Source organism: Streptomyces sp. NPDC004658 (genome assembly GCF_040609555.1).
Taxonomy (GTDB): Bacteria; Actinomycetota; Actinomycetes; order Streptomycetales; family Streptomycetaceae; genus Streptomyces.
This window is the reverse complement of sequence record NZ_JBEXKG010000012.1, coordinates 23,481-46,405: the sequence shown is the minus strand read 5'-3', so window position 1 is coordinate 46,405 and position 22,925 is coordinate 23,481. Positions and strand designations below refer to the sequence as shown.

22 protein-coding genes and 1 pseudogene are annotated in these 22,925 nt (G+C 72.3%); 9 read left to right on the top strand and 14 right to left on the bottom strand.

Annotated elements, in window-relative coordinates:
* Positions 1 to 33: 33 nt before the first annotated feature.
* A pseudogene (locus ABZV94_RS07485) lies at positions 34 to 216 on the top strand (1,4-beta-xylanase); the annotation flags it as partial.
* A gap of 165 nt (positions 217 to 381) precedes the next feature.
* On the opposite strand, the gene ABZV94_RS07480 reads toward ABZV94_RS07485, so the two are convergent.
* Entirely contained in the window at positions 382 to 1,152 is a 771-nt protein-coding gene (locus tag ABZV94_RS07480) for a methyltransferase domain-containing protein (RefSeq protein WP_356338194.1), read from the bottom strand.
* A 28-nt stretch (positions 1,153 to 1,180) separates the two neighbouring features.
* Here ABZV94_RS07480 and ABZV94_RS07475 point away from each other — a divergent pair, with 28 nt between their 5' ends.
* Positions 1,181 to 1,666: a MerR family transcriptional regulator gene (locus ABZV94_RS07475; protein WP_356338192.1), complete on the top strand. Its 486-nt coding sequence runs from the start codon at positions 1,181 to 1,183 to the stop codon at positions 1,664 to 1,666.
* Positions 1,667 to 1,768: 102 nt separating this feature from the next.
* Here ABZV94_RS07475 and ABZV94_RS07470 read toward each other — a convergent pair whose 3' ends face one another.
* Positions 1,769 to 2,842 carry a LacI family DNA-binding transcriptional regulator gene (locus ABZV94_RS07470; protein ID WP_356338190.1) on the bottom strand — a complete coding sequence of 358 codons (1,074 nt, stop codon included), beginning with the start codon at positions 2,840 to 2,842 and terminating at the stop codon, positions 1,769 to 1,771.
* 265 nt (positions 2,843 to 3,107) lie between these two features.
* Between ABZV94_RS07470 and ABZV94_RS07465 the strand changes: the two genes are divergently transcribed.
* The 6 genes from ABZV94_RS07465 to ABZV94_RS07440 all read left to right on the top strand — a co-directional run bounded on the left by ABZV94_RS07465 (position 3,108) and on the right by ABZV94_RS07440 (position 9,430).
* Complete coding sequence (locus ABZV94_RS07465; protein ID WP_356338188.1) at positions 3,108 to 4,295, top strand: ABC transporter ATP-binding protein; 1,188 nt, start codon at positions 3,108 to 3,110, stop codon at positions 4,293 to 4,295.
* A gap of 16 nt (positions 4,296 to 4,311) precedes the next feature.
* Positions 4,312 to 5,583, top strand: coding sequence for a spermidine/putrescine ABC transporter substrate-binding protein (locus ABZV94_RS07460; protein WP_356338186.1), 1,272 nt, complete (start codon positions 4,312 to 4,314; stop codon positions 5,581 to 5,583).
* Positions 5,584 to 5,609: 26 nt separating this feature from the next.
* Positions 5,610 to 6,455 (top strand): ABC transporter permease, encoded by an 846-nt coding sequence (locus ABZV94_RS07455; RefSeq protein ID WP_356338184.1) that lies wholly within the window; start codon positions 5,610 to 5,612, stop codon positions 6,453 to 6,455.
* On the top strand, positions 6,452 to 7,297 hold the full coding sequence (locus ABZV94_RS07450) for an ABC transporter permease (RefSeq protein WP_356338182.1): 846 nt from the start codon (positions 6,452 to 6,454) through the stop codon (positions 7,295 to 7,297). The genes ABZV94_RS07455 and ABZV94_RS07450 overlap by 4 nt, the downstream gene beginning before the upstream one ends.
* Before the next feature lie 73 nt (positions 7,298 to 7,370).
* Complete coding sequence (locus ABZV94_RS07445; protein ID WP_356338180.1) at positions 7,371 to 8,372, top strand: SIS domain-containing protein; 1,002 nt, start codon at positions 7,371 to 7,373, stop codon at positions 8,370 to 8,372.
* Between the two features lie 113 nt (positions 8,373 to 8,485).
* On the top strand, positions 8,486 to 9,430 hold the full coding sequence (locus tag ABZV94_RS07440) for a PfkB family carbohydrate kinase (protein WP_356338178.1): 945 nt from the start codon (positions 8,486 to 8,488) through the stop codon (positions 9,428 to 9,430).
* A 79-nt stretch (positions 9,431 to 9,509) separates the two neighbouring features.
* Here the strand turns inward: ABZV94_RS07440 and ABZV94_RS07435 are convergent, their stop codons facing one another.
* From ABZV94_RS07435 to ABZV94_RS07415, 5 genes are all read right to left on the bottom strand, one after another.
* Positions 9,510 to 11,150, bottom strand: coding sequence for an SDR family oxidoreductase (locus ABZV94_RS07435; RefSeq protein WP_356338176.1), 1,641 nt, complete (start codon positions 11,148 to 11,150; stop codon positions 9,510 to 9,512).
* Positions 11,151 to 11,303: 153 nt separating this feature from the next.
* Positions 11,304 to 12,314 (bottom strand): YhjD/YihY/BrkB family envelope integrity protein, encoded by a 1,011-nt coding sequence (locus ABZV94_RS07430; RefSeq protein WP_356338174.1) that lies wholly within the window; start codon positions 12,312 to 12,314, stop codon positions 11,304 to 11,306.
* A gap of 3 nt (positions 12,315 to 12,317) precedes the next feature.
* Positions 12,318 to 12,749 (bottom strand): hypothetical protein, encoded by a 432-nt coding sequence (locus ABZV94_RS07425; RefSeq protein WP_356338172.1) that lies wholly within the window; start codon positions 12,747 to 12,749, stop codon positions 12,318 to 12,320.
* Positions 12,750 to 13,428: 679 nt separating this feature from the next.
* A complete protein-coding gene (locus ABZV94_RS07420; protein ID WP_356338170.1) occupies positions 13,429 to 13,614 on the bottom strand; it encodes a hypothetical protein in 186 nt (61 codons plus the stop codon).
* Positions 13,615 to 13,723: 109 nt separating this feature from the next.
* A complete protein-coding gene (locus tag ABZV94_RS07415; protein ID WP_356338168.1) occupies positions 13,724 to 14,197 on the bottom strand; it encodes a diadenosine tetraphosphate hydrolase in 474 nt (157 codons plus the stop codon).
* 182 nt (positions 14,198 to 14,379) lie between these two features.
* On the opposite strand from ABZV94_RS07415, the gene ABZV94_RS07410 reads away from it, so the two are divergent.
* Positions 14,380 to 14,952, top strand: coding sequence for a MarR family transcriptional regulator (locus ABZV94_RS07410; RefSeq protein WP_356338166.1), 573 nt, complete (start codon positions 14,380 to 14,382; stop codon positions 14,950 to 14,952).
* 72 nt (positions 14,953 to 15,024) lie between these two features.
* On the opposite strand, the gene ABZV94_RS07405 is transcribed toward ABZV94_RS07410, so the two are convergent.
* From ABZV94_RS07405 to ABZV94_RS07375, 7 genes are all read right to left on the bottom strand, one after another.
* Positions 15,025 to 15,747: a gamma-glutamyl-gamma-aminobutyrate hydrolase family protein gene (locus tag ABZV94_RS07405; RefSeq protein WP_356338164.1), complete on the bottom strand. Its 723-nt coding sequence runs from the start codon at positions 15,745 to 15,747 to the stop codon at positions 15,025 to 15,027.
* On the bottom strand, positions 15,744 to 17,234 hold the full coding sequence (locus ABZV94_RS07400) for an aldehyde dehydrogenase (protein WP_356338162.1): 1,491 nt from the start codon (positions 17,232 to 17,234) through the stop codon (positions 15,744 to 15,746). Before ABZV94_RS07400 ends, ABZV94_RS07405 begins: the two co-directional genes overlap by 4 nt.
* 86 nt (positions 17,235 to 17,320) lie before the next feature.
* Positions 17,321 to 18,781: an APC family permease gene (locus tag ABZV94_RS07395; protein ID WP_356338160.1), complete on the bottom strand. Its 1,461-nt coding sequence runs from the start codon at positions 18,779 to 18,781 to the stop codon at positions 17,321 to 17,323.
* Between the two features lie 229 nt (positions 18,782 to 19,010).
* On the bottom strand, positions 19,011 to 19,625 hold the full coding sequence (locus ABZV94_RS07390; RefSeq protein ID WP_356338158.1) for a TetR family transcriptional regulator: 615 nt from the start codon (positions 19,623 to 19,625) through the stop codon (positions 19,011 to 19,013).
* Between the two features lie 28 nt (positions 19,626 to 19,653).
* Positions 19,654 to 20,499, bottom strand: coding sequence for a fumarylacetoacetate hydrolase family protein (locus ABZV94_RS07385; RefSeq protein WP_356338156.1), 846 nt, complete (start codon positions 20,497 to 20,499; stop codon positions 19,654 to 19,656).
* Positions 20,500 to 20,527: 28 nt separating this feature from the next.
* Positions 20,528 to 21,454: a 3,4-dihydroxyphenylacetate 2,3-dioxygenase gene (locus ABZV94_RS07380; RefSeq protein WP_356338155.1), complete on the bottom strand. Its 927-nt coding sequence runs from the start codon at positions 21,452 to 21,454 to the stop codon at positions 20,528 to 20,530.
* Positions 21,447 to 22,910, bottom strand: a complete 1,464-nt coding sequence (locus ABZV94_RS07375) for an aldehyde dehydrogenase (protein WP_356338153.1) — start codon at positions 22,908 to 22,910, stop codon at positions 21,447 to 21,449. The genes ABZV94_RS07380 and ABZV94_RS07375 overlap by 8 nt, the downstream gene beginning before the upstream one ends.
* Positions 22,911 to 22,925: the final 15 nt, after the last annotated feature.

The following is a 22,925-nucleotide window of genomic DNA, read 5'->3' as shown; positions in this document are numbered from 1 at the left end:
ACCGGATGAGATGGCCGTAACGGCTTCTCCCCGCCGCAGAAGACCATCGCGACCTGGAACGGCTCGCCCAGCTGGGACAGCAGCGGCAACGTCATGACCATGCGGCCCAACGGCAACGGCAGCCTCGCCGCGGGCACGTCGACGCGCTTCGGCTTCACGGTGATGAAGAACGGCAACTCTGCCGCCCCCGTGATCGGGGCGTGCACGGCGTCCTGACCCCGACGCGGAACATCGTCCTCTCGGCCGTACGACCCCAGCCGGGTCGTACGGCCGAGTCGTGAGGTCGACCGTCGTGGGCCCGGAGCGCGGACGGGAGACGGGATACCGGATGCCGTCGTGGGGTACGGCTTGAGACCAGGTCGTGTGTGAGGAGACGGCTTGTCAGGCGGCGGCGGACGCCACGAAGAACGGAATGGCGACGAGGAAGCGGCCCGCCTCGGCGCGTCGGCGCTGTTCGGCGAGCCACGCGTCCGCCTGGTCGCGGTCGACGGCGCCGCCGGCGCAGGCCGGCTCGGCCAGCCTCGCGAGCAGCGACAGCATCGCGGGTTCGGTGAACACGCTGGTGTGCGCCTCGACGGTGACCTCGTCGAAGCCGCCGGCCAGGAGCAGGCCGCGGTACTGCCGGCCGGCGCGGGGTGTGGCCAGGAGGTCGGCGCGGGCGTGCACGATCGTGCGGGTGAGCACCGGATCATCCGAGTCGATCATGATGGCGTCCCAGTCCTGACCGACCAGGACGATCCTGCCGCCCGGGCAGAGGACCCGTCGTGCCTCCGCCACCGCGCGCTCCGGCTCCGGAAGCAGGTGGAAGACCTTGTCGGCACGGTAGCCGCGCACGCTGCCGTCGGCGAACGGCAGATTCTCCGCACCGGCTTCATGGAACTCGCCCTCCGGCCACCGCTTGCGGGCCGCAGCCAGCATCGACGGGCTGGTGTCCACGCCCACCGCGTGGACGCCGCGTTCGGCCAACTCGGCGACGGCTCGTCCGGCGCCGCAGCCGACGTCCACGACGGTCGATCCCGGGACGGGGCAAAGCAGTTCGTAGGAGCGCGCCCGCAGCCGCGTGGCGCTCGGCATCCGGTCCGCGGCGTCGAGGACGGCCAGCAGGGCTTCGGTGTCGCGGTGCTCTCGCGCCGCTTCGTGATGCGTGGACATGGACGTCATGCTGCGACTTAATGTCGGCATGAAGTCAAGCGAAGACGGCGGCGCAGACGGGTTCGGCATCGGCGCCCTCGCGGCCCGCTTCGGCCTGGCCACGCACGTGCTGCGGCATTGGGAGGCGATGGGCCTGCTGCACCCCGGACGGGACGCCGGCGGGCGCCGCCGCTACGGTCCGGACGACCTCACCCGCGTGGCGACGATCCTCCTCCTGAAAGAGGCCGGCCTCGCCCTGAACACCATCAGGAGCCTGTCCGCAACCACCGACCGCGCCACCCGGCAGGAGATCCTGCGTCCCGCGGCCGAGGAACTCCGGTCGACGATCGCGGCTGCCCAGGCCTCCCTGGAGCTCATCGAGGGCGGGCTGAGCTGCGAGTACGAGGACGTCACCCAGTGCCCGAACTACCGGCGGCACCTCGCCGAGCGTACCGGCGTACGGAGTTCGGCCGGCGAGCCGGTGACCGACGCCGTGGCACCGCAAGTGACCGACGCCGTGGCACCGCAGTCGTGAGGTGCGTCGGGAGAGCGGAGCGCTGTCCGTAGGGCGGGACCGTCGCTCCTGCCAGGACACAGCCACCCGGCCCCTCGGACGGCTCGGCGCCGTACGGGTGGATCAGGCGCCGTCCGCCGGCGCCCGGAGGCGTCGTATCCGGGCGGGGACCGGGCCGGTCGACTCGCGGGCGATGTACGTCGTGTTCAGAGTGTGCCGGCGGGGGCGGGCAGCGGTTCCGTTGATGCGGCGGATCAGGATGTCCGCGGCCAGGCCGCCCAGTTCCTGCACGGGCTGGCTGACCACGCTCAGCCGCGGCCGGATGAGTGTGGTCCATTCCGCGTCGTCGAAGCCGATGACCGAGACGTCGTCGGGGATGCGGGCGTCGAGGTCGAGGAGGGCGTCGAGGGTGCCGAGCGTCGCCACGTTGTCGGTGGTGAACAGGGCGGTGGGGCGGTCGGGGGAGGTCATCAGCTCCAGTACGGCGGACCGCGCCCAGGCCCGCTCGTACCCGGTGTGCCGGATCAGCTCCGCGGACCGCGGGATGCCGGCCGCGCGCAGGGCCTGGCGGTAGCCGGCGACACGTTCCGTGGTCGTCCAGATGTCCGCGCCCGGCGCCAGACGGACGCCGTCGTCGCCCGGCATGGCGGAGGTGATCACCGCGATACGGGTGTGCCCCGCCCCGGTGAACCGGGTCACCGCCGCCTTCACCGCCCCCCGGTTGTCGACGACCACCGTGTCCAGCGCGGCGCCCGCCAGCACACGGTCGAGCAGCACCACCGGGATGCCGGCGGAGACGGCCCGGGCGAGGTGCTCGTCGTCGGTGGCGGCCGGCGCCACCACGAGCCCGTCCACGCGCCGCTCGATGAACAGCTGGACCGCGGCCTTCTCCTTCTCGCTGTCCTCGTCGCTGTTGGCGAGGATGGCCTGGAGCCCCGCCTTGCCCGCCACGTCGGCGATGCCGCGCACCGCGCGGGCGAAGTAGGCGTTCTCCACGTCGGCGACGACCACGCCGAGGGTGTCGGTCCGGCCGCTGATCATGCTGCGGGCCACGGCGTTGGTGCTGTAGCCCAGCTCGGCGGCGGCGGCCAGCACCCGCTCCCGGGTGGCCGCGCTCGCCGATCCGTACCCGCCGAGGACGCGTGCGGCCGTCGCCTGTCCCACACCGGCGTGCCGGGCGACGTCCGGGATGGTCACGCGACGCCGAGGCTGCGATTCAGGGGGCATGTGCGGATCTCTTCGTGTCGGTCCGGCGAACGCCGGGGAACGGGACGGTGGGATTCAGAGCCATTCAACCATTGACGCCGGGCCGCGGGCCGTGGGTAAGGTACGACCGCATTGGTAACGTTATCAATCCTGTCCGGCCAGAAACGCGTCCGCCTGCCGTCTCCCGCACGGCCGTCCGCGCGTTCCGCCCGGCCGGCGCCGCTCTCGCCCTGTCCGAACACCGGAGGTCTCCGCGATGGCAACCGACACCCTTTCGCCGCCACCGGCCGGCCCAGAACCGGCCATCACCCTCGTCGACGTGGTCAAGGACTTCGGCGGCGTCCGCAGCGGAGCGGCGGTACGAGGGGTGAACCTCACCATCGCCGAGGGGGAGTTCTTCTCCCTGCTGGGGCCGTCCGGCTGCGGCAAGACCACCACCTTGCGGATGATCGCCGGATTCGAGGAGCCGAGCGGCGGCCGGATCCTGCTGCACGGCCGGGACATGGTCGGCGTACCGGCCAACAAGCGGGACATCAACATGGTGTTCCAGTCGTACGCCCTCTTCCCGCACCTGAGCGTCGCGGACAACGTGGCCTTCGGGCTGCGCCGCCGGCGGGTTCCCCAGGGCGAGATCCACGACCGGGTCGACCGCATCCTGCGCACCGTCGAACTCACCGAGAAGGCCGACCACCGCCCCCGGCAGCTGTCCGGTGGCCAGCAGCAGCGCGTCGCCCTGGCGCGGGCCCTGGTCAACCGCCCGCGCGCCCTGCTCCTCGACGAACCGCTGGGCGCCCTCGACCTGAAGCTGCGGCAGTCCATGCAGCTGGAACTCAAGCGCATCCAGCGCGAGGTGGGCATCACCTTCGTCTACGTCACGCACGACCAGGCCGAGGCGCTGACCATGTCGGACCGGATCGCGGTGATGAACGGCGGCCTGATCGAGCAGGTCGCCTGCCCGCGGGAGGTGTACGAGCGCCCCGCCTCCGCGTTCGTCGCCGGTTTCATCGGCACCTCCAACCTGATCAGCGGCCGCCTGACCGCCACCGGACCGGAGGGCGGGGTGATCGACCTCGGCGACGGGCAGCGCATCACCGTCCCGGCGTCCGCCGCGCCCGCCGCCGGATCGGACGTCCAGCTCACCGTGCGGCCCGAGAAGATCACCCTGACCACCGGTCCGGCCGGGGACGCGAGCCGCATCCGCGGCACCGTCGGCGAGGTGGTCTACCTGGGCACCTCCACCAGTTACACGGTGGCCACGAGCACCGGCGCGGAGATGACCGTCTTCCAGCCGAACGACGGCACCGCGTCCGTCGTACCGGCCCGCGGCGACACCGTCTGGCTGTCCTGGGCCACCGCCCACTCCTACCCGCTCGGCACCACGCCCACCGCACCCGCCACCGCCGGGCGGGCGGTCCCCGACTCCGGTTCCCTCACCCCGAGCTGACGACAGGTCGACCACGATGCCCCTGCAGCCCACACCTGACGCGCCCTGGCTGCGCGGACTGACCGAGCGCCGCTGTTCCCGGCGCGGTCTGCTCCGTGCCGCCCTCGGCGCCGCCGCGCTGGCCCCGCTCGCCGCGTGCAGCGTGCCCGGCGCCCGCAAGCCCGTCCCCGGCACGGCCGCCGAGATCGCCGCCGCCGTCAGCGACTTCTGGACCGGCCGGAAGAAGAAGGGCCGGCTCAGCTTCGCCAACTACACCCAGTACATCGACACCGACCCCGGCGACCAGAGCCGGCACCCCACCCTGGAGGCGTTCACCCGCGAGACGGGCATCAAGGTCTCCTACGAGGAGGTGATCGACGACAGCGCCTCCTGGTTCGGCAAGATCCAGCCGGAGTTCGCCTCCGGTCAGGGCATCGGCTACGACCTGATGGTGCTGGGCGGCGACAGCTACCTGCCCAAGTACATCGAACTCGGCTACCTCGCCCCGCTCGACCACGCCCGGCTCCCCCACTTCGCCCGGTACGGCGGCGCCGCGTTCAAGAACTCCTCCTTCGACCGCGGCAACGTCTACACCGTGCCCTGGCAGTCCGGCATGACCGGCATCGGCTACGACCCGGCCAAGGTCGGCCGGAAGATCACCAGTTGGCAGGACCTGCTCGACCCGAAGCTGCGCGGCAAGGTCGGCATGTGGAACGACGCGGTGCAGCTGGGCAACGTCGCGCTGCTCGCCATCGGCGTCGACCCGGAGACCTCCACCCCCGCCGACTGGCGCAGGGCCGCCGCCTGGTTGCGCAGGCAGCGCGACGCCGGCCTGGTCCGCTCCTACAGCACCACGACCTACCAGTCCTCGCTCCAACGCGGCGACCTGTACGCGTCGTTGGTGTACTCCGGCGACGTGTTCCAGGCCAACCGCAACGGCTCACGGCTGGAGTTCGTCATCCCCGAGGAGGGCGGACTGCTGTGGACCGACAACCTGTGCATCCCCTCGACGGCCGCCCACCCCGTCGACGCCCTCGCGTACATGGACTACGCCTACCGGCCCGAGGTCGCCGCGAAGATCAGCGAGACGGTGCAGTTCGTCTGCCCCGTCCCGGACGCCCAGCCGCTGATCGCGCGCGACGCGGCCGCCGCCACCGGCAAGCGCCGGTCCCTGCTGGGCTCCCTGAGCACCAGTCCCCTGGTCTTCCCGACCAAGGCCGACGAAGCCAGGCTGCGCCACCTGCGGGTGCTCGACGAAACGGAGGAGAAGCAGTGGAACGCGCTGTTCGAACCGATCTACCAGTCCTGACGCGCCGCCGACGGCGCCCCGGCGCGGTGCTGGCTCCGTATCTGATGGTGCTGCCGGGCTGGCTGTGGCTGGCCGCCTTCTTCGTGACACCGGTGATCGTCATGGTGTCGCTGTCCCTGCAGACCGGCGACTTCATCGACGGCTTCCGCCAGACGTTCCACTTCGGCACCTACGCCCACGTGGTGGAGACCTACCACGTGCAACTGGTCCGCTCCCTCCTCTACGGCGCCGCGGCCACGGTCGGCTGCGCCCTGGTGGGCTACCCGGTGGCCTACTGGATCGCCTTCCGGGCCGGCCGGCACAAGTCGGTCTTCCTCTTCCTGCTCCTGCTGCCGTTCTTCGTCTCCTTCGTCATCCGCACCCAGTCCTGGAACGTGGTGCTCGCCGACAACGGCGTCCTGCTCGGCCCGCTCAAGCACCTGGGACTGCTGCCCGAAGGCTTCCACGTCCTGGCCACCCCGTACGCGGTGATCGGCGGACTGACCTACAACTTCCTGCCGTTCATGGTGCTGCCCGTGTACGTGGCGCTGGAGCGGGTGGACGCCAAGGTGATCGAGGCCTCCACCGACCTGTACGCCTCCCGGGCGCAGACCTTCTGGCGCGTGGTGCTGCCGCTGTCCCTGCCGGGAGTGTTCGCGGGCGTCCTGCTGACCTTCGTGCCCGCCTCCGCCGACTACGTCAACGCCGGCATCCTCGGCGGCCCCTCGACGACCATGATCGGGAACATCATCCAGACCGAGTACTTCACCAACCTCGACTACCCGGCCGCCGCAGCCCTGTCCTTCGTCCTCATGGGCGCCCTGCTGCTGGCCGTGTTCGCCTACGCCCGCGCCCTGGGCACCGACGACGTGCTGGAGGTGGCCGCGCGATGACCACCGGCACCGTCACCCCCGCCGAGGACACCGTCGCGGCGTCCCGGCCGCGCACCGGCCGCGGCCCGCGCCGCCGCCCCACACTCACCCTGTACACCTGGCTGGTGCTGGCCTGGCTGCTGCTGCCGATCGCCGTCATGGTCCTGTTCGGCTTCAACGACACCCACAGCAAGGTGAACTTCACCTGGCAGGGCTTCACCCTCACCTGGTACCGGCACCTGTTCGCCATCCCCAACCTGACCGCGGCGCTGGTGAACAGCCTCACCGTCGCACTGGTCGTCACGGCGGTCGCCACCCTGCTCGGCACCCCGATCGGCCTGGCCCTGGGCCGCCACCGCTTCCGCGGGCGAGGCTCCGTGGACCTGCTGCTGTTCGCCGCCATCGCGGCCCCCGAGATCGCCCTGGGCGCCGCCCTGCTGTCGCTGTTCATCGTCCTCGGCGTGCCGCGCGGCTACGGGACGATCGTCATCGCCCACGTGGCCTTCTGCATCCCCTACGTCGCCATCACCGTGCGGGCCCGCATGGCGGGTCACGACCCGACGCTGGAGGAGGCCGCCCGGGACCTCGGGGCCGGCCCGTGGACGGCGTTCCGGCTGGTCACCCTTCCGGCGCTGCTGCCCGGTGTGGCCTCCGGCGCCCTGCTGTGCTTCGCGCTGTCCGTCGACGACTACGTCGTCACCAGCTTCAACGCCGGCCGGACGGTCACCTTCCCGCTGTGGGTGTACAGCGCCAGCCGTACCGGAGTGCCCCCACAGGTCAACGTCATGGGGACGCTGATCTTCGTCGGCGGCCTCGTCATCGCCGGAGCGAACGTGCTGTTCTCCCGGCGCCGCGCGGCCTGACACCTCTCCCGCGCCCCAGAACACCGGCCCGTCGCGGCCGGTCGGACACAACCCCTCGAAGGAAACCATCACCGTGCTCTCTTTCAACGAAGCCGAGTTCGTCGCCCAGACGGAAAGCCTCGTGGCGCTGCGCCCCCGGATCGAGGAGGTCGTCGACCGTCTCGTGGACGAGGGGTACGACCACGTCCTCCTGGTGGGCGCCGGCGGCACCTACGCGCAGATGTGGCCCTACGAGCACCTGGCCCGGCGCACCTCGGTGCTGCCGGTGCGGGCGGCCATCGCGGCGGAACTGGTCGTCTCCGGTGACGCCCGCCTGGGCGAGCGGACCGCCGCCGTCTTCACCTCCGTCTCCGGCACCACCGAGGACAGCCTCAGGGCCATCGACCACTGCAAGGAGCGGGGCGCGTACACGATCGGCTTCACCGGCCACCCCGACTCCCCCGTCGCCCAGCGGGTGGACACCGCGCTGGTGTCGGCGCCCAAGGCCTGGCCGTTCGACGTCCAGTTGCTGCTGTTCATGGGCCGGCTGCTGTCCCGGCGGGGCGAGTTCACCGGCTACGAGCGTCTGGCGGACGAACTCGCCGGCCTTCCGCGCATCCTGGTGGAGGTCGCCCGGCAGGCCGAGCCGGTGGCGTCCGACTTCGCCGAGGCCCACAAGGACACCGACTACCACTTCCTCATCGGGGGCGGGAACCTGTGGGGGTTCACCTACCTGTACTCCATGTGCATCCTCGAGGAGATGCAGTGGCTGCGCACCACCCGGGTCCACAGCGCCGAGTTCTTCCACGGTTCTCTGGAACTGCTGGAGGAGGACACCAGCGTGATCGTCTTCCAGGGCGAGGACGAGACCCGCGCGCTCACCGACCGGGCCGAGGCGTTCGCCCGGCGCGTCTCCAAGGACGTCACCGTCTTCGACACCCGCGACTACCCCCTGGCCGGGATCAGCCCCGAGTTCCGGGGGCTGCTGGCGCCGCTGGTGCTGGACACCGTGATGGACCGGGTCAGCAAGCACCTGGAGCGGGTGCGCGACCACTCCCTGGACCTGCGCCGCTACTACCGCGTCATGGACTACTGACCGCGCTGCGTCCCACCCCGCCTCCATCCGCCCCGGCGTGCCGGTACGCCCGCACCGGCACGCCCCGAGCGGGCGCCGCGCACCGACGCGGCGCCCGCGCCCCTGGAGAACTGATGAACATCCTCGGTTTCGGGGACAACGTCGTGGACCGTTTCGTGGACCGCGGCATCGACTACCCGGGCGGCAACTGCGTCAACGTCGCCGTGTACGCCCGCCGTCTCGGTCTCGACGCCGCCTACCTGGGCGTGTTCGGCGACGACGACCTCGGTGCCTTCCTCCGTGCGGCCGTGGCGGCCCAGGGCGTCGCGGTGGAGCGCAGCGTGGTGCGCCACGGCGAGTCCGGCGTCTCCACCCTCCATGTGCGGGACGGCGACCGGGTGTTCCTCGACTACAACGGCGGCGGTGTCACCGTGCGCGAACCGCTCGTCCTGGACGACGCCCTGCTGGCGTACGCGGCGTCGTTCTCGCTGGTGCACTCCAGCGTCTACTCGCGCACCGAGAGCGAGCTGCCCAAGCTCGCCGCGGCCGGCCCCCTGGTCAGCTTCGACCTCTCCGACGACGACGAGTTCCGCTCCCCCGCCTACCTCGACCGGGTCTGCCCCCACCTGGACCTGGCCCTGCTGTCCTGCTCGGACCTGGACGAGGCGGCCACACGGCGGTTGGCCGAGGCCGTGGTGGCCCGGGGAGCGCGCATGGTCCTGGCGACCCGGGGCCTCGCGGGGGCCACCGTGTACGACGGCCGGACCCTGGTGACGGCACCGGCACACGCGGCGGACGCACGGACCATGGCCGACACCATGGGATGCGGGGACGCTTTCCTCGCCGGTTTCGCGGTGTCCCTGCTCCACGACGGCTGGTCGCGCCGCAACCCGCCGTCCCGCCCCTGTCTGGAGCGCGCCCTGCGGCACGGCGCGCGGTCGGCCCATGACCAGTGCTTCGTCGAGGCCGCCTTCGGCCACGGCAGGCCTGTCACGGCACTCGGCGCCACTGCCCCGAAGACACCGGTCCCGGTGCCGCCCGACCGGGCCGGCGCGAACCCGGCGGACTCCCAGCCGTGACCCGCCGCGGCCGCCCCTCGACGTGCCGGTCGCCCAGCCGGTACGTGCGCCTCGCGGCCCATCCGGGATGTGCGGTGGGTCAGTCTCCCTCCCCGGGACGGCGGCGGTGGGCGGGTCCGGCACGGTCTTCCGCGGCGGGGGCGGGCTCGGACGCGGGGCCGGGTCCGCGCGCCTCGCCCGGCCGGGCCGCGCCGGCGCGTGTCCGCGCGCGTTCGGCGGCACGCACGATGTTGCGGGCCATCCCGCCGAAGACGACCGCGTGGAAGGGGGACACGCTCCACCAGTACAGCTGGCCGAGCAGCCCGTGCGGGTGGAACAGGGCCCGCTGCCGGTAGCGGGCGCCGCCGGCGGTGTCCTCGTCGACGTGCATCTCCAGCCAGGCCAGGCCGGGCAGCCGCATCTCCGCGCGCAGCCGCAGCAGCCGCCCGCGCTCGACCTCCTCCACCCGCCAGAAGTCCAGCGAGTCGCCCACCCGCAACCGCCGGGCGTCACGGCGTCCCCGGCGCAGGCCCACCCCGCCGACGAGGCGGTCGAGCCGGCCGCGCACCGCCCAGGCCAGCGGGAAGGAGTACCAGCCGTTCTCGCCGCCGATGCCCTCGACGACGTCCCAGAGCGCCTCGGGGGCCGCATCGGCGTGGCGTTCGCGTACGTCGGTGTAGAGGCTGCCGCCCGCCCAGTCCGGGTCGGTGGGCAGCGGATCGCTGGGCGCGCCCGGCACGGAGGCGGAGGACCAGCGGGTGGCGACCTGCGCGTCCCGCACCCGCTCCAGGGCGAGAGCGACGGCGCGGTCGAAACCGATCGGGTGGCCGGGCGGGCTGGGCACGTACCGCTCGATGTCCCGCTCCCGGCACACCACCTCGTGGCGCAGCGACTCCGTCAGCGGACGGGCGAGGGCGGCCGGTACCGGCGTCACCAGGCCGACCCATTGGCTGGACAGGCCGGGCGTGAGCACCGGCACCGGGACGATGAGCCGCCGGGGCAGCCGGGCCACGGCGGCGTACCGCCGCATCATCTCCACGTACGTCAGCACTTCGCCGCCACCGACGTCGAAGGCCCGGCTGACGTCGGCCGGCAGGGTCGCGCAGCCCACCAGGAGGCGCAGTACGTCCCGTACGGCGATCGGCTGGATGCGGGTGCGCACCCAGCGCGGGGTCACCATGACCGGCAGCCGCTCGGTGAGGTAGCGCAGCATCTCGAAGCTCGCGGACCCGGAGCCGATGATCACGGCGGCCCTCAGTACGGCCGTCGGCACTCCGGAGCCGAGGAGGATGTGCCCCACCTCGGCGCGGGAGCGCAGGTGCGGGGACAGCTCCCGCTCGGGCACGCCGGCCGGGGTCAGCCCGCCCAGGTAGACCAGGCGGCCGACGCCGGCCCGGCGGGCCTGGTCGCCGAACACGCGGGCCGCTTCCCGGTCGGTTCGCTCGAAGTCGCGGCCGGTGCCGAGGGCGTGCACCAGGTAGTAGGCGACGTCGACGCCCTCCATCGCCGCCGCGACCGGGCCGGCGTCGGTGACGTCGCCCCGCGCGATCTCCACCTGCCCCGCCCACGGCTGGTCGCGCAGCTTGCGGGGCGTGCGCACCAGGCAGCGCACCCGGTACCCGGCGTTCAGCAGTTCCGGCACCAGCCGCCCTCCGATGTAGCCGCCGGCGCCGGTCACGAGGCAGAGCCTCGCCCTCGGGGCCGCAGAGCCGCTCGTGTGTGTCCCAGGCGTCTCGTCCACCACGCAAACCGCCGCCTCAGTAGTCGTCCGGGTGCCGTCGCGTCCCGCTCGCCGTACCTCCAGGGTGCCGCCCGCCCCCGGTTGCGACACGCCTACCCTCGACGTCGATTGGAACGCCAATGAGGCGTACGTCCCGTTGAGCACCCGATCGTCTCACCGGGCGTCGTCGGGGGGCTGGTCGTGCGGGTCGGGCGGCGGTTCGAAGTGCACGCGGATCTTCTGGAAGCCCTTGAACGCCTCGGTCGCCGCGTACGACTGGTAGGCACGGCGGTCCGCCGGGCTCAGGCACACGCGGTCCGTGAACGGGGTCAGCAGACTGCGCGGCCACAGCCGCATGACCCGCACGGCTCCCACCTCGGCGGCCGCGACGAAGATCAGCGCCCCGGCGTAGAGCCAGGCGAGCAGCCCCAGGACGATCCCGAACAGGCCGTAGGTGGCTGTGGCCCCGCGCAGGACGTGGCTCACGTAGTAGGAGCCCACCCACTGGAGCGCTTGCCATCCGACCGCCGCGCCCAGGGCCACTCCCAGGAGCCGGCGCAGCGGCAGTGGCCGGTGGGTCAGCAGCCGGTAGCTGAGCAGCAGGAGCACGGTGCTCAGACACACGGAGCCGGCGGCGGCGGCCAGCCAGGTCCAGCCCCGCAGGCGTGCACCGAGGACGGATGTCGCCGAGTCCGCCACGGACAGCAGAGTGAAGGCGCACAGTCCGAGTGCCAGGATCAACAGGAAGACGAGACCCTTCAGCCGCGACCGCAGCGGGTCGGGGCGGGCGTGCCTGGGGACGGCCCAGATCTTGTTGAGCGCGTACTGCGCGGCCTGGGCGACGCCCAGCGAACCGTAGAGGCTGCCGACGATGCCGACGGCCAGCGCCGCACCGTTTCCGTGGAAGGAGCGGATGTTCTCCCCGATCTGGTCACCGATGACCGGGAACTCGCTCAGGGCGGAGTCCAGGACACGTTGTTGCAGGGCGGGATCGTCGCTGAGGAAGGTGCTCAGGACGACGACGAGGATCAGCAGCAGCGGGAACAGCGACAGGAAACCGTAGTAGGTCAGGAGGGCCGCGAGGTACAACGCCTGGTCGTCGTAGAACTTGTACAGGACGGCGAGCGGCAGGCCCACCCAGCGGTGCCGTCTCTGGTAGGCGTCCAGGCGCGGGACGACTCTCATGATTCACTCCCGGTGAACTGCCGTGGCGGATGCCGTGGGGGATGCGATCGCCCTGCGGGAGGGACGGTCCGGTCCCGTGGTCACGGTGCCGCCCCCCCGTCCCCGGCGGATGTTGTGCCAGGCGATGGCGCGCCTGATCTCCGGCTCGTGCAGGCCGGTGCGGCACTGGAGTTCCACGATCGAGAGGGTGGGCGGTCCCTCGGTGAGGGCGCGGGTGATCTTGGCTGCCCAGAGTTCCTCCTCCGTGTACGGACGGCGCCGGTACGTCTCCCGCAGGACGTCGAAGTGGTCCGTTCCGCACGCGGTGACGAGCCTGAGGCCGTCGAACCAGTCGTTGTGGCGGCTCACCGAGGAGGAGTCGGGCACGTATCCGCGCACCGCGTCGTCCTCGGGGAAGGTGACTCCGCACTGGTCGCATAGCTCCAGAGGGATCACTGCCGCCTCTTGCTGCTTCCTTTTCCTCTTCCGCATCGCTTCTCGCCACCGCTGTCGTCGAGGAGGGAACCGTCGGCGCCGCCGGCGACTCGGCACCGCATGCCATCAGAAGTCTCCGCCCACACGGTTCCGAAACCGGCGGGCCGGGTTCTCCACCTGGGTGGAGTCCGGTGTCGGCAGGCGTTCCGGGGGAAGCGGGCGTTTCCGCTGCTCCCCGTCGGTCCGGCGACGGTCCGGTGCTCCCTGCGCGAGTGGAGCGCGCACCGGTCCGGACGGCCGCCGCAGGGCGCTGCACATCGGACGGCCGTCGCCCGTGCCCCCTCCTCCCCGACGATCTGACGCCACCGGCCGCGTCGGCGGACCGGCGGGGCGGAGTGCGCCGGCCCCGGACCGTCAGGGCACCGGGTCCCAGCGGCGCGGCCACCAGCGCCCGCTTCAGCCCGCGGGGCGCCGGCACCGGCCGCACCGACGTGTCCGACCGGGATCCGCTGATCAACGACCTGGTCCACCGCAGCTGGCCCCAGGGCCGGCACACCGGCGACATCGCCCTGCTCCCGCTGCGGACCACGGGCAGAACCGGCAGCACGTCCGGCACCGCCGCCGCACGCCCCGCGCCGCCGCCGGACTCCCGCGATCCGTCGATGCCGGGAGCGGGCCGGCGTTCGTTGTGCGCGGCGCGCTACATACCGCTGGAGAAGTCGGTGGGGACCGGCGGTGGCGTCGGGACGTAGTGGCGGGCCAGGTGGGCGTCGCGGTTGCGGGGGCCGTGGCGACGGGCCTCCGGGTCGCCGTACTCCTCGACATCCCGGCGCCCCGACACGACGTCCCGCACGCGCGTCACGACGCGGCCGAGCAAGGTCTTCATCGGTGTTCCCCCTGTGTGTACGTGGTCGTGCCGAGGAGGATGCACCGGCGGCCGGGGCGGATTCCAGCGAGTTGAGCCGATCTTGAGCCTTGGCCGGTCCAGGGCGCCGTCAGGCCGTCAACCGGTCCAGTTCGCCGCCGATCGCTTCCCGCAGCGCGTCGTGCTGCGGGCCGAGCCTGAACCGCTCGTCACTCCACCGCTCAGGCGGATACAGCCACACCGGCTTGCCCGCCAACTCGGGCGGCTCCCACGCGAACCGCGGCCAGACATGGGCATGCAAGAACGGGTCCGTGTTGCCGAGGATTTCCAGGTTGACCCGGCGGAAAGCGGGGTCCTGCCGCCGGCAGGCCCGCTCCACCGCTTCTCCGAGTCGGTCCATGTCCGCCAGAAACGACAGCCGCTTGGCCCTGGGCAGGTCGGACAGCCGTTGAACACCCGGCTCGTCCGCGAGGAGAACCGAGTACCCGGGCAGGAACTGGACGTCGCCGATCACCGCGAACCCGGACTCCAGCCGCCGCAGGACAGTCGGATTCTCGCCCCGCGCAGCAGAGCCGATCCGGTCCATCCGCCAGTCACCGATCATGCCCTGAGCCTATCCAGGGTGATCAAGACCTGCCGATCAGGCGGGGAGAGCGGCGGGGCGCGTCAGTGCGGGCGCCGGTCTCCGGGCGGCCCGGGTGTGGATCTCCTCCCCGTACAATTTGGTGCCGAACGATCGCCGGCCCCGCGGGGTGCGCGATCCAGGGACGACGTGAGGGAGCCACGGTGCCCAGCCAGCGGTCCATCAGCGAGGCGGAGAAGCTCGCCGCGCAGAAGCTCGGCGACATCCCCCTGCGCCGGGAGCAGATGGCCGCGGTGGCCAACATCTACCGGGCCGCGTCCGCCGTGCGCCAGCACCTGGAGAACTCCGTGCTGCGCGGCTCGGACCTGACCTGGACCGCCTTCGTGGTGCTGTGGGTGGTGTGGGTGTGGGGCGAGTCCGAGACCCGGCACGTGGCCGAGGAGGCGGGCATCTCCAAGGGCACGCTGACCGGGGTCTCCCGCACGCTGGAGTCGCGGGGGCTGCTGCGGCGCGCCGGTCATCCCACCGACGGGCGGCTCGTCCTGCTGTCCCTCACCGAGGAGGGCGAGGACTTCATGCGCCGGGTGTTCCCCGCGTTCAACGAGGAGGAGGCCTTCGTCACCGCCCGGCTGAGCGACGCGGAGTGCCGCGGTCTCGCCGACGGGCTGCGCCGTGTCGTACTCCAGATCGAGGAGGAGGGCGAGGACCGCCGCAGGTCGCTCCTGAACGGTGAGTCCCCGACGCCGCGCCGCAGCGGACGGCGCCCCAAGGGCTGACCCCGGGGCGAGGGCGTCCCGGCCCGGCACCGCGGCCAGGTGCAGACGGCCGCTCGTCCCCTGCGGCCGCCGTCAGACCGCCCCCCGAGCGGCGCGCACCAGCGCGTCGAAGAGAGCCTGTTGCACCGGGTCCTCGTGGGCGGTGTCCTCGGGATGCCACTGCACGGCCAACAGCGGTCCCCCGTCGGCGAGTTCGACGGCCTCGACGGTTCCGTCGGCGGCGCGGGCGGTGACGGTCAGCCCCTCCCCCAGCCGGTCCACGTGCTGGTGGTGGTAGCAGGACGCCTCCGCCTTGTCGACGCCGGTGACCTCGGCCAGGGCCGAGCCGGGGGCGAGGGACACGGGGTGGCGGACGTGGCGGTGCTCGCGCCCGGGGCCGCCCATGTCCTGGTGGAGGGTTCCTCCCAGTGCCGTGTTGACCACCTGGAGGCCGCGGCAGACGGCCAGGAGCGGTGTCCGGTGTGCGAGCGCCTGACGGGCGAGTTCCAGGTCGAAGGCGTCCTGTTCGTCGTCGACGTCGTAGACGGCTTCGTGTGCGTCGACCACTCCGTAGCGGTGGGGGGCGATGTCGCCCCCGCCCGGAAGCAGCAGGCCGTCGAAGCGGGCGAGGCGTGCGGCGACCTGGGCGGGGTCGGCCGTGCCGCCCGGGGCGTGCGGGTGCAGGGTGACGGGCTCGCCGCCGGCCCGCCACACGGCCTCGATCAGGGCACGCGCGTTCACCTCGGCGGCGTGGCGCAGCGCCGAGGCGGTGGCGGCGAAGCGGGCGGGTACGGCGATCAGCGGGCGGTGGGTCACAACTGGATCCAGGTGGTCTTCAGTTCGGTGTACTTCTCCAGGGCGTGGACGGACTTGTCCCGGCCGTTGCCGGACTGCTTCATGCCGCCGAAGGGCACGGTGAGGTCGCCCTCCTCGTAGCAGTTGACCCACACGGTGCCGGCCTTGAGGGCGCGGGAGACCCGGTGGGCGGTGGACAGGTCGGAGGTCCACAGGCCGGCGGCGAGGCCGTACTCGGTGGCGTTCGCCAGGCTGACGGCCTGGTCGAGGTCGTCGAAGGTGAGCACGGAGAGCACGGGCCCGAAGACCTCCTCCCGCGCCAGTCGGCTGTCCGGTGCGACCTGGTCGAAGACGGTCGGTTGGAGGTGGACGCCGCCGGTCTCGGTGAGGATCCGGGTGCCGCCGGTGCGCAGGCGGGCGCCGTCGTGCCGTGCGGCGTCGATGTGGTCGAGCACGCGGGTGAGGTGCTGCTCGCCGACCAGGGCGCCCATCTCGGTGTCCGGGTCGAGGGGGTCGCCCACGCGCAGCTCGCGGGCGCGTCGTACGACGGCTTCGGTGACTTCTTCGGCGATGGAGGAGTGGACCAGCAGCCGGGAGGGCGCGGTGCACATCTCCCCCTGGTTGAAGAAGATGCCCCAGGCGGCGGTGGCCGCGGCCTTGTCGAGGTCGGGGGCGTCCGGCAGGACGATGTTGGGGGATTTGCCGCCCAGTTCCAGCCAGACGCGCTTGAGGTTGGAGTCGGCGGAGTAGCGCAGGAAGTGGCGGCCGACGGCGGTGGAGCCGGTGAAGGCGAGGACGTCGACGTCGGGGTGGAGGCCGAGGGCGCGGCCGGCGGCCGGGCCGTCGCCGGCCACGACGTTGAGCACGCCGGGGGGCAGGCCGGCCTCCAGGGCGAGCCGGCCGAGCAGGAGCGCGGACAGGGGCGAGTGCTCCGAGGGCTTGAGGACGACGGTGCAGCCGGCGGCCAGGGCGGGGGCGACCTTCCAGCCCGCGAGCGTGAGGGGGAAGTTCCAGGGCACGACCGCGCCGACGACGCCGGCCGGCTCGCGGGTGACCAGGGCGAGGGCGTCGGGAGCGGTGTGCGGGGACTCGTCGGTGAGCTTGTCGGCGAGCTGGCCGTACCAGCGGAAGGTGGTGATGACGGCCCGCAGTTCGATGTCGTGGGCGTCGGTGATGGGCTTGCCCATCTCCAGGCTGACGGTGAGCGCCAGCTCGGACCGGTGTTCCTCCAGGAGGTCGGCGACGCGCAGCAGGATCCGGCCGCGGTCGGCGGGGGCGAGCCGCGGCCAGGGGCCGTGGTCGAAGGCGCGGCGGGCGGCGGTCACGGCGGCGTCGACCTCGGCGGTGCCGCCGTCGGCGACCTCCGTCAGCGGCTGTCCGTCGCGGGGCGAGATCACGGGGAACGTGCTGCCGCCCCCGGCTTCCTCGGCGCCGTCGATGAGGTGGGTGCGGGGCAGGTCGAGGGTCTTCGACCGGCGGAGCCACTCGTCGTGGGTGGCAACGGTCATGCGGTCCTCCAGACCGGGTGGTCGGCGGTGGGAAGGGCGGACGGCCGCCCGTCGCGGGCTCGTGCCGGACGGGCGGCCACGCGGTGTCAGGGGGCCTCGGCGGTGGTGCGCCGGCGCCTCGCGCGTTCGTTGGCGACTCCGAGCGCCAGCACCACGGGCACGGACAGCACGAGCCAGAACGCCGTGCTCGCCTCGCCGCCGATGAGGGTGGTGAAGTTGGCCAGAACGAGCCAGATCGCGCCCGCGAGGCCGAGCGCGCCGAGCACGGGCGCGATCAGCGTGTTCCACATCCGGCCGTCCACCCGCCGGCGGCGGAAGAACACCACCACGGACACCGAGGTCAGCAGGTAGAGCAGCATCATGGCGAGGACGGCGAGCCCGCTGAACCAGGAGAAGAGGGTGAGCACCGGGTCCTTGCCGGCCAGCGCGAACGGCACGACGAGGAGGACGGCGATCGCGGTCTGCACACAGCCGGCGGCCCACGGGGCGAGCCGGCTGTTGAGACGGCAGAGGGAGACGGGCAGCTGGCGGTCGCGGCCGAGGGAGAACAGGTAGCGGTTGGCGGAGTTGTGGAAGGTCAGGATTCCGGCGAACAGGGAGGTGGCCAGGAGGATCGGCAGGACGTCGTTGATCCAGCCGCCGAACTGGGCGGCCATGGGCGCGAAGACGAACCCCGCGGAGTCGCCGCTCGCCAGCGCCGCGCCAGCCGCCGCAGGCGCCTTGGACGCGCCGTAGGCCGAGATCAGCATCCAGGAGGTGAGGGCGAAGAACGCGGTGACCACGAGCACCGACAGATAGGTGGCCCGCGGCACCGTCTTCCTCGGCTCCTTGGCCTCCTCGCCGTAGATCGCGGTGGCCTCGAAGCCGAACATCGACGCCACGGCGAACATCACGGCGACGCCGGGGGCGCCCTGGAGCGCCGCCGACGGGGAGAAGCTGTCGGCCACGCCCAGTCCCTCGGGGCCGCCGCCCCGGAACAGGGTGACCAGGCCGAAGACCAGCAGGATGCTGAACTCGGCGAGCACGAAGACGGCCAGGACCCGGGCGCCCATCTCGATCCCCGCGGAGCCCAGCGCCTGGATCACGGCCATGGTGACCAGCGTGCACACCCACCAGGGGAGGTGGAGCGGGGTGTGGTCGGCCACGAGGCCGCTGACGATCGAGCCGTACAGGCCGTACATCGCCGCCTGGATGACGCAGTACGCGAAGAGGGCGACGCTCGCGCTGCCCGCCCCCGCGGTCCGGCCGAGGCCGGTGCCGATGTAGGTGTAGAAGGCGCCGGCGTCCACGACGTGCCGCCCCATGGCGACGAAGCCGACGGAGAAGAGCAGGATGACGGCTCCGGCCAGCAGGTAGGCCGCCGGGGTCCCCGATCCGTTGCCGAGGGCGACGGAGATCGGAGCCGCGCCGGCGATTCCCGTGAGCGGGGCCTGACCGGACAGGACGAAGAAGAGGATGCCCAGGACACCCAGGGCGTTGGGCTTGAGCGTGGCTTTAGTGGGGGCGTCCCGTACGGTCCGCTCGGCGGAGGCCGTCTGACTGTCCACTCGGATCACCTGCCAGAGAAGGGGAGGATCGTTTCAGGCCAAACGAGTTGCCTCATCGTGGGGCGGAACTATCCGTTTGACAAGGGGTTGGGCGCTGGGAATCCCGGGAAGGACGCATTCTCACCTCGGCGTGACACGGGACGGTCCCACCGCCCGCCGCCTGCGCGAACGAGCCGGTGAGCATGCGGGGCCACGCCAGGGACACGGCGGGCCGCAGCGCCCGAGCCGGTCAGCTCCCGGCGGGGCCCTCGGCCAGTCCGCGCAGCAGGGCCCTGAGCTCGCCGAGCGCCTCCTCGGTGACCTCGCGCTCGCCGAAGACGAGCTGGTGCAGGACCAGGCCCTCCAGGGCCGCGAAGACGAGCCGGGAGGTGCCGCGGCTCACCGGGGCGGGAAGCATGCGGGACAGCTCCCGGCGTGTGGCCTCGAAGTACTCCTCGTACAGGCTGCGCAGGTGCGGCAGCAGCTCCGGCCTGCGCCGGGCCTCCAGGAGCAGCTCGTACTGGAACGCCTGGAGTTCGGGGCCGCTGTCCACCATCTCGGTCAGCCCGCCGGCGAAGTCGGCCGGATCACCGGTGCCGATGTCGAGTGTGCTGCTGGTCAGCGACGTGCGGACGGCGTGGGTGACGGCTTCCTCGATCAGCGCGTCACGCGAACCGAAGTGGTGCACGACCAGCCCGTGGGTGACGCCGGCCTCCTCCGCGACCGCCCGGTAGGTGAGCTTGCGCAGCCCGCCGCGGGCCACCACGCGGACGGCGGCGTCCAGCAGGGCGGCCCGGCCCGTCCCGTAGTGGTTGACGCGCTTGCGGGAGCGTCGCCCGCCGGCGGGCTCGACGGAGTCGGTCATGACGCCGACCCTACCGGCGGCTGTCCGGTCAACGCCTGGGTGGCCTGATGCCACGGAACTCCCAGTCGCCGCCGAGCGCGGTGGACAGCACCTCCTCGGACTCGGTGGGCTGCGCCCCCACGTCGGTGCGGATCGCGGTGGGGCCGGTGACGATGTGGTTGGTGAGCCGGCCGAGGCCCTCCACCTCCACCTCCACGACGTCACCGGGCTCGACGGGCCGGGAGTTGGCGGGGGTGCCGGACAGCAGTACGTCGCCGGGGTACAGGGTGATGGTGCGGGCGATGTCGGCGACGAGGTAGTGCATGTCCCAGGTCATCTCGTCGGTGGTGCCGTCCTGGACGACCTCGCCGTTGACGTAGGTGCGCAGCCGCTTGCCGCGGAAGTCCCAGTCGGTGACCAGGCCGGGGCCGAGCGGGCAGAGGGTGTCGGAGCCCTTGACCCGGAGCATGGAGCCGGCGTCGGTGTCGCGGAAGTCGTGCAGGCCGTAGTCGTTGGCGACGGTGTACCCGGCGATGTACCGCCCCGCCTCGGCCGGGGCGATGTTGCGTGCCGTCCTGCCGATGACGATGGCGACCTCGCCCTCGTAGTTGAGCCACTTGCAGCCCTCGGGCCGGACGACGGCGCCCTGGTGGGAGTTGAGGGCCGAGGTCGGCTTGTGGAAGTAGGTCGGTGTGCCGGGCAGGCCGATGCCGAACTCATCGACCCGGCTGCGGTGGTTGAGGTGGACGGCGATCACCTTCGAGGGGACGACCGGGGGGAGGTGCAGCGCCTCGTCGGCCTTGACGCGGCGGCCGTCCCCGGCGACCAGTTCGTCACCGTCCCGGACGGTTTCCACGGCGGCGCCGTCGAGGAGGATGCGGCGGTGTTCGGGCATGTCGGAGCTCCTGGAGGACTGGGGTCGGTCAGACGCGGCTGTGCGGGGTGCGCGGGGCGGCCAGGCCGGTGCCGGTCCAGCCGGCGGCCGGGCGGTCGAACCAGAGGTGGACCTGGCCGGTGCCGATCGAGTTCTCGTACTCGCCGTACTGGCGGGCCCGGGCGACGCACCGCTGCTCGCCGAGGGCGCCGGCCATCATCAGGTAGTGGAAGAACTTCGCCTCGGGCCGGTACTTCCAGAACGCGTCCATGGTGTCGAGGACCTTGTCGTGGCGGCCCTCCTTGAACCAGGCGATGCGTTCGAGGTCGGCCTCGCGTGCCTCGGGTGTGAAGATGTGCGCCGGGTCGCTGGACTCGTGGTCGCGCAGTTCGCGCAGCGGCCAGAAGGTGTGGGAGAGCGCTCCGGAGGCGATCAGCAGCACCCGGCGGCCCGGTGTCGCGGCGATGCCGTCCGCCAGGGCGCGGCCCAGGCGCAGGTGGTCCTCCATGTCGCCGGTCTGGCAGACGCCGATGGTCACCCACCGTTTGTCCGGCAGGCCCTCGCCGAGGAACTTCCAGAGGTTGATCGTGGCGTAGTAGACCGGCAGGTGGTCGTCGTCGATCGGGGTGATCCACGTGCCGTGCCTGTCGGCGAACCGTGCGATGTTCCCGGCCAGTTCGGGATCACCGGGGAAGTCGTACGGCATCCGGCACATGCCGCGCGGCAGCTCCTCGGAGGTGAACAGCCCGGCGCGGCGGGCCTGCGCGGTGACGACGAACTCGACGGTGGTGGCCCAGTGCGAGTCCAGGACGACGACGGTGTCGTAGTCGTCGCGCTCGAAGACGTCCCTGCGAAGCTGCTCCAGGCCGGTGACGAGGGTGATCTCCTTGCCCTCGTTCAGCTCCAGCCTCGTCTCCCGGGGGAGCACGATGGTGGGGACGTGGGCGAGCAGTCCCGCCCCGACGATCTCACCCATGGTCCCTGAATCCCTTCGGCGCGGTGACGGTGTTCTTCACGTCGCAGTAGAAGTCGAAGCTCCAGGTGCCGCCCTCCCGGCCGACACCGGACTGGCGGGACCCGCCGAAGGGGGCCTGGAGGTCGCGGACGAAGAAGCAGTTGACCCAGACGGTGCCCGCCACCAGCTGCGCGGTGACGCGCTCGGCACGCTCGCGGTCGCCGGTGGCCACGGTGGCGGCGAGGCCGAACCGGGTGCCGTTGGCGAGCCGGACCGCCTCCTCCTCGGTGGTGAAGGTCTGCAGCGTCAGGACGGGGCCGAAGACCTCCTCCTGGACGATCTCCGCGTCCTGCGCCACGTCCGTGAGCAGGGTCGGCGCGTAGTACAGCCCGTCCCCGCGCTGGCCGCCGACGACCGCGCGGGCGCCCGCCGCGAGGGCGCGCCGCACGAAGCCGTCGATCTTCTCGACCTGGCGGGGGTGGATGTTGGGGCCGATGTCGGTGGCCTCGTCACGCGGGTCGCCCTGCTTGAGCCGGGCGGCCTTCTCGGCGAAGCGGGCGGTGAACTCCTCGGCGACGGCGTCCTCGACCAGGATGCGGGTGGCGGCGAGGCAGACCTGGCCCGCGTTGTCGTACTGCTCCACCGCGAGGTCGACGGCGAGGTCGAGGTCGGCGTCGGCGAAGACCAGCAGCGGGGACTTGCCGCCGAGTTCGAGGCTGAGGGGTGTCAGGTTGGCGGCGGCCGAGGCGGCGATGCGCTGGGCGGTCGGGACCGAGCCGGTGAAGCTGATGCGCCGTACGTCCGGGTGGGAGGTGAGCGTGTCACCGATCTCGGAGCCGTAGCCCTGCACGACGTTGAGGACGCCGTCCGGCAGGCCGGCCTCGGCCGCGATGTCCGCGAGGAGGGAGGCCGTCAGAGGGGTCCATTCGGCGGGCTTGAGGACGACGGTGTCGCCGGCGGCGAGCGCCGGGGCGATCTTCCATGTCGCCAGCATCAGCGGCGCGTTCCACGGGGTGATCAGGACACACGGGCCGGCGGGGTCCCAGCTGACGTGGTTGGTGTGCCCGCGTGTCTGGAAGTCCTCGTGGTCCAGTCGCAGCAGCCAGTCGGCGAAGAAGCGGAAGTTGTGGGCGACGCGGGGCATCACACCGCGCCGGTGGGAGCGCAGGAGGGCGCCGTTGTCGCACGTCTCGACGATGGCCAGGTCCTCCAGGCGCTTGTCGACCCCGTCGGCGACGGCGTGCAGGATGCGGGCGCGCTCGGCGCGCGGGGTGGCGGCCCAGCCGGGGAAGGCCGCCTTGGCGGCGGCCACGGCGGCGGCGGCCTCCGCCGCGGTGCCGCGGGCGATCTCGCCCAGGGTGCTGCCGTCGATGGGTGAGACGTCGGTGAACGTGCCGGAGGAGGCGATGCGTTCACCGCCGATCCAGTGCCGGGTGTCGACGGCGACCCCGGCGACGGTGGTGAGGTGTGCGCTCATGGTGCTGGGCTCCTG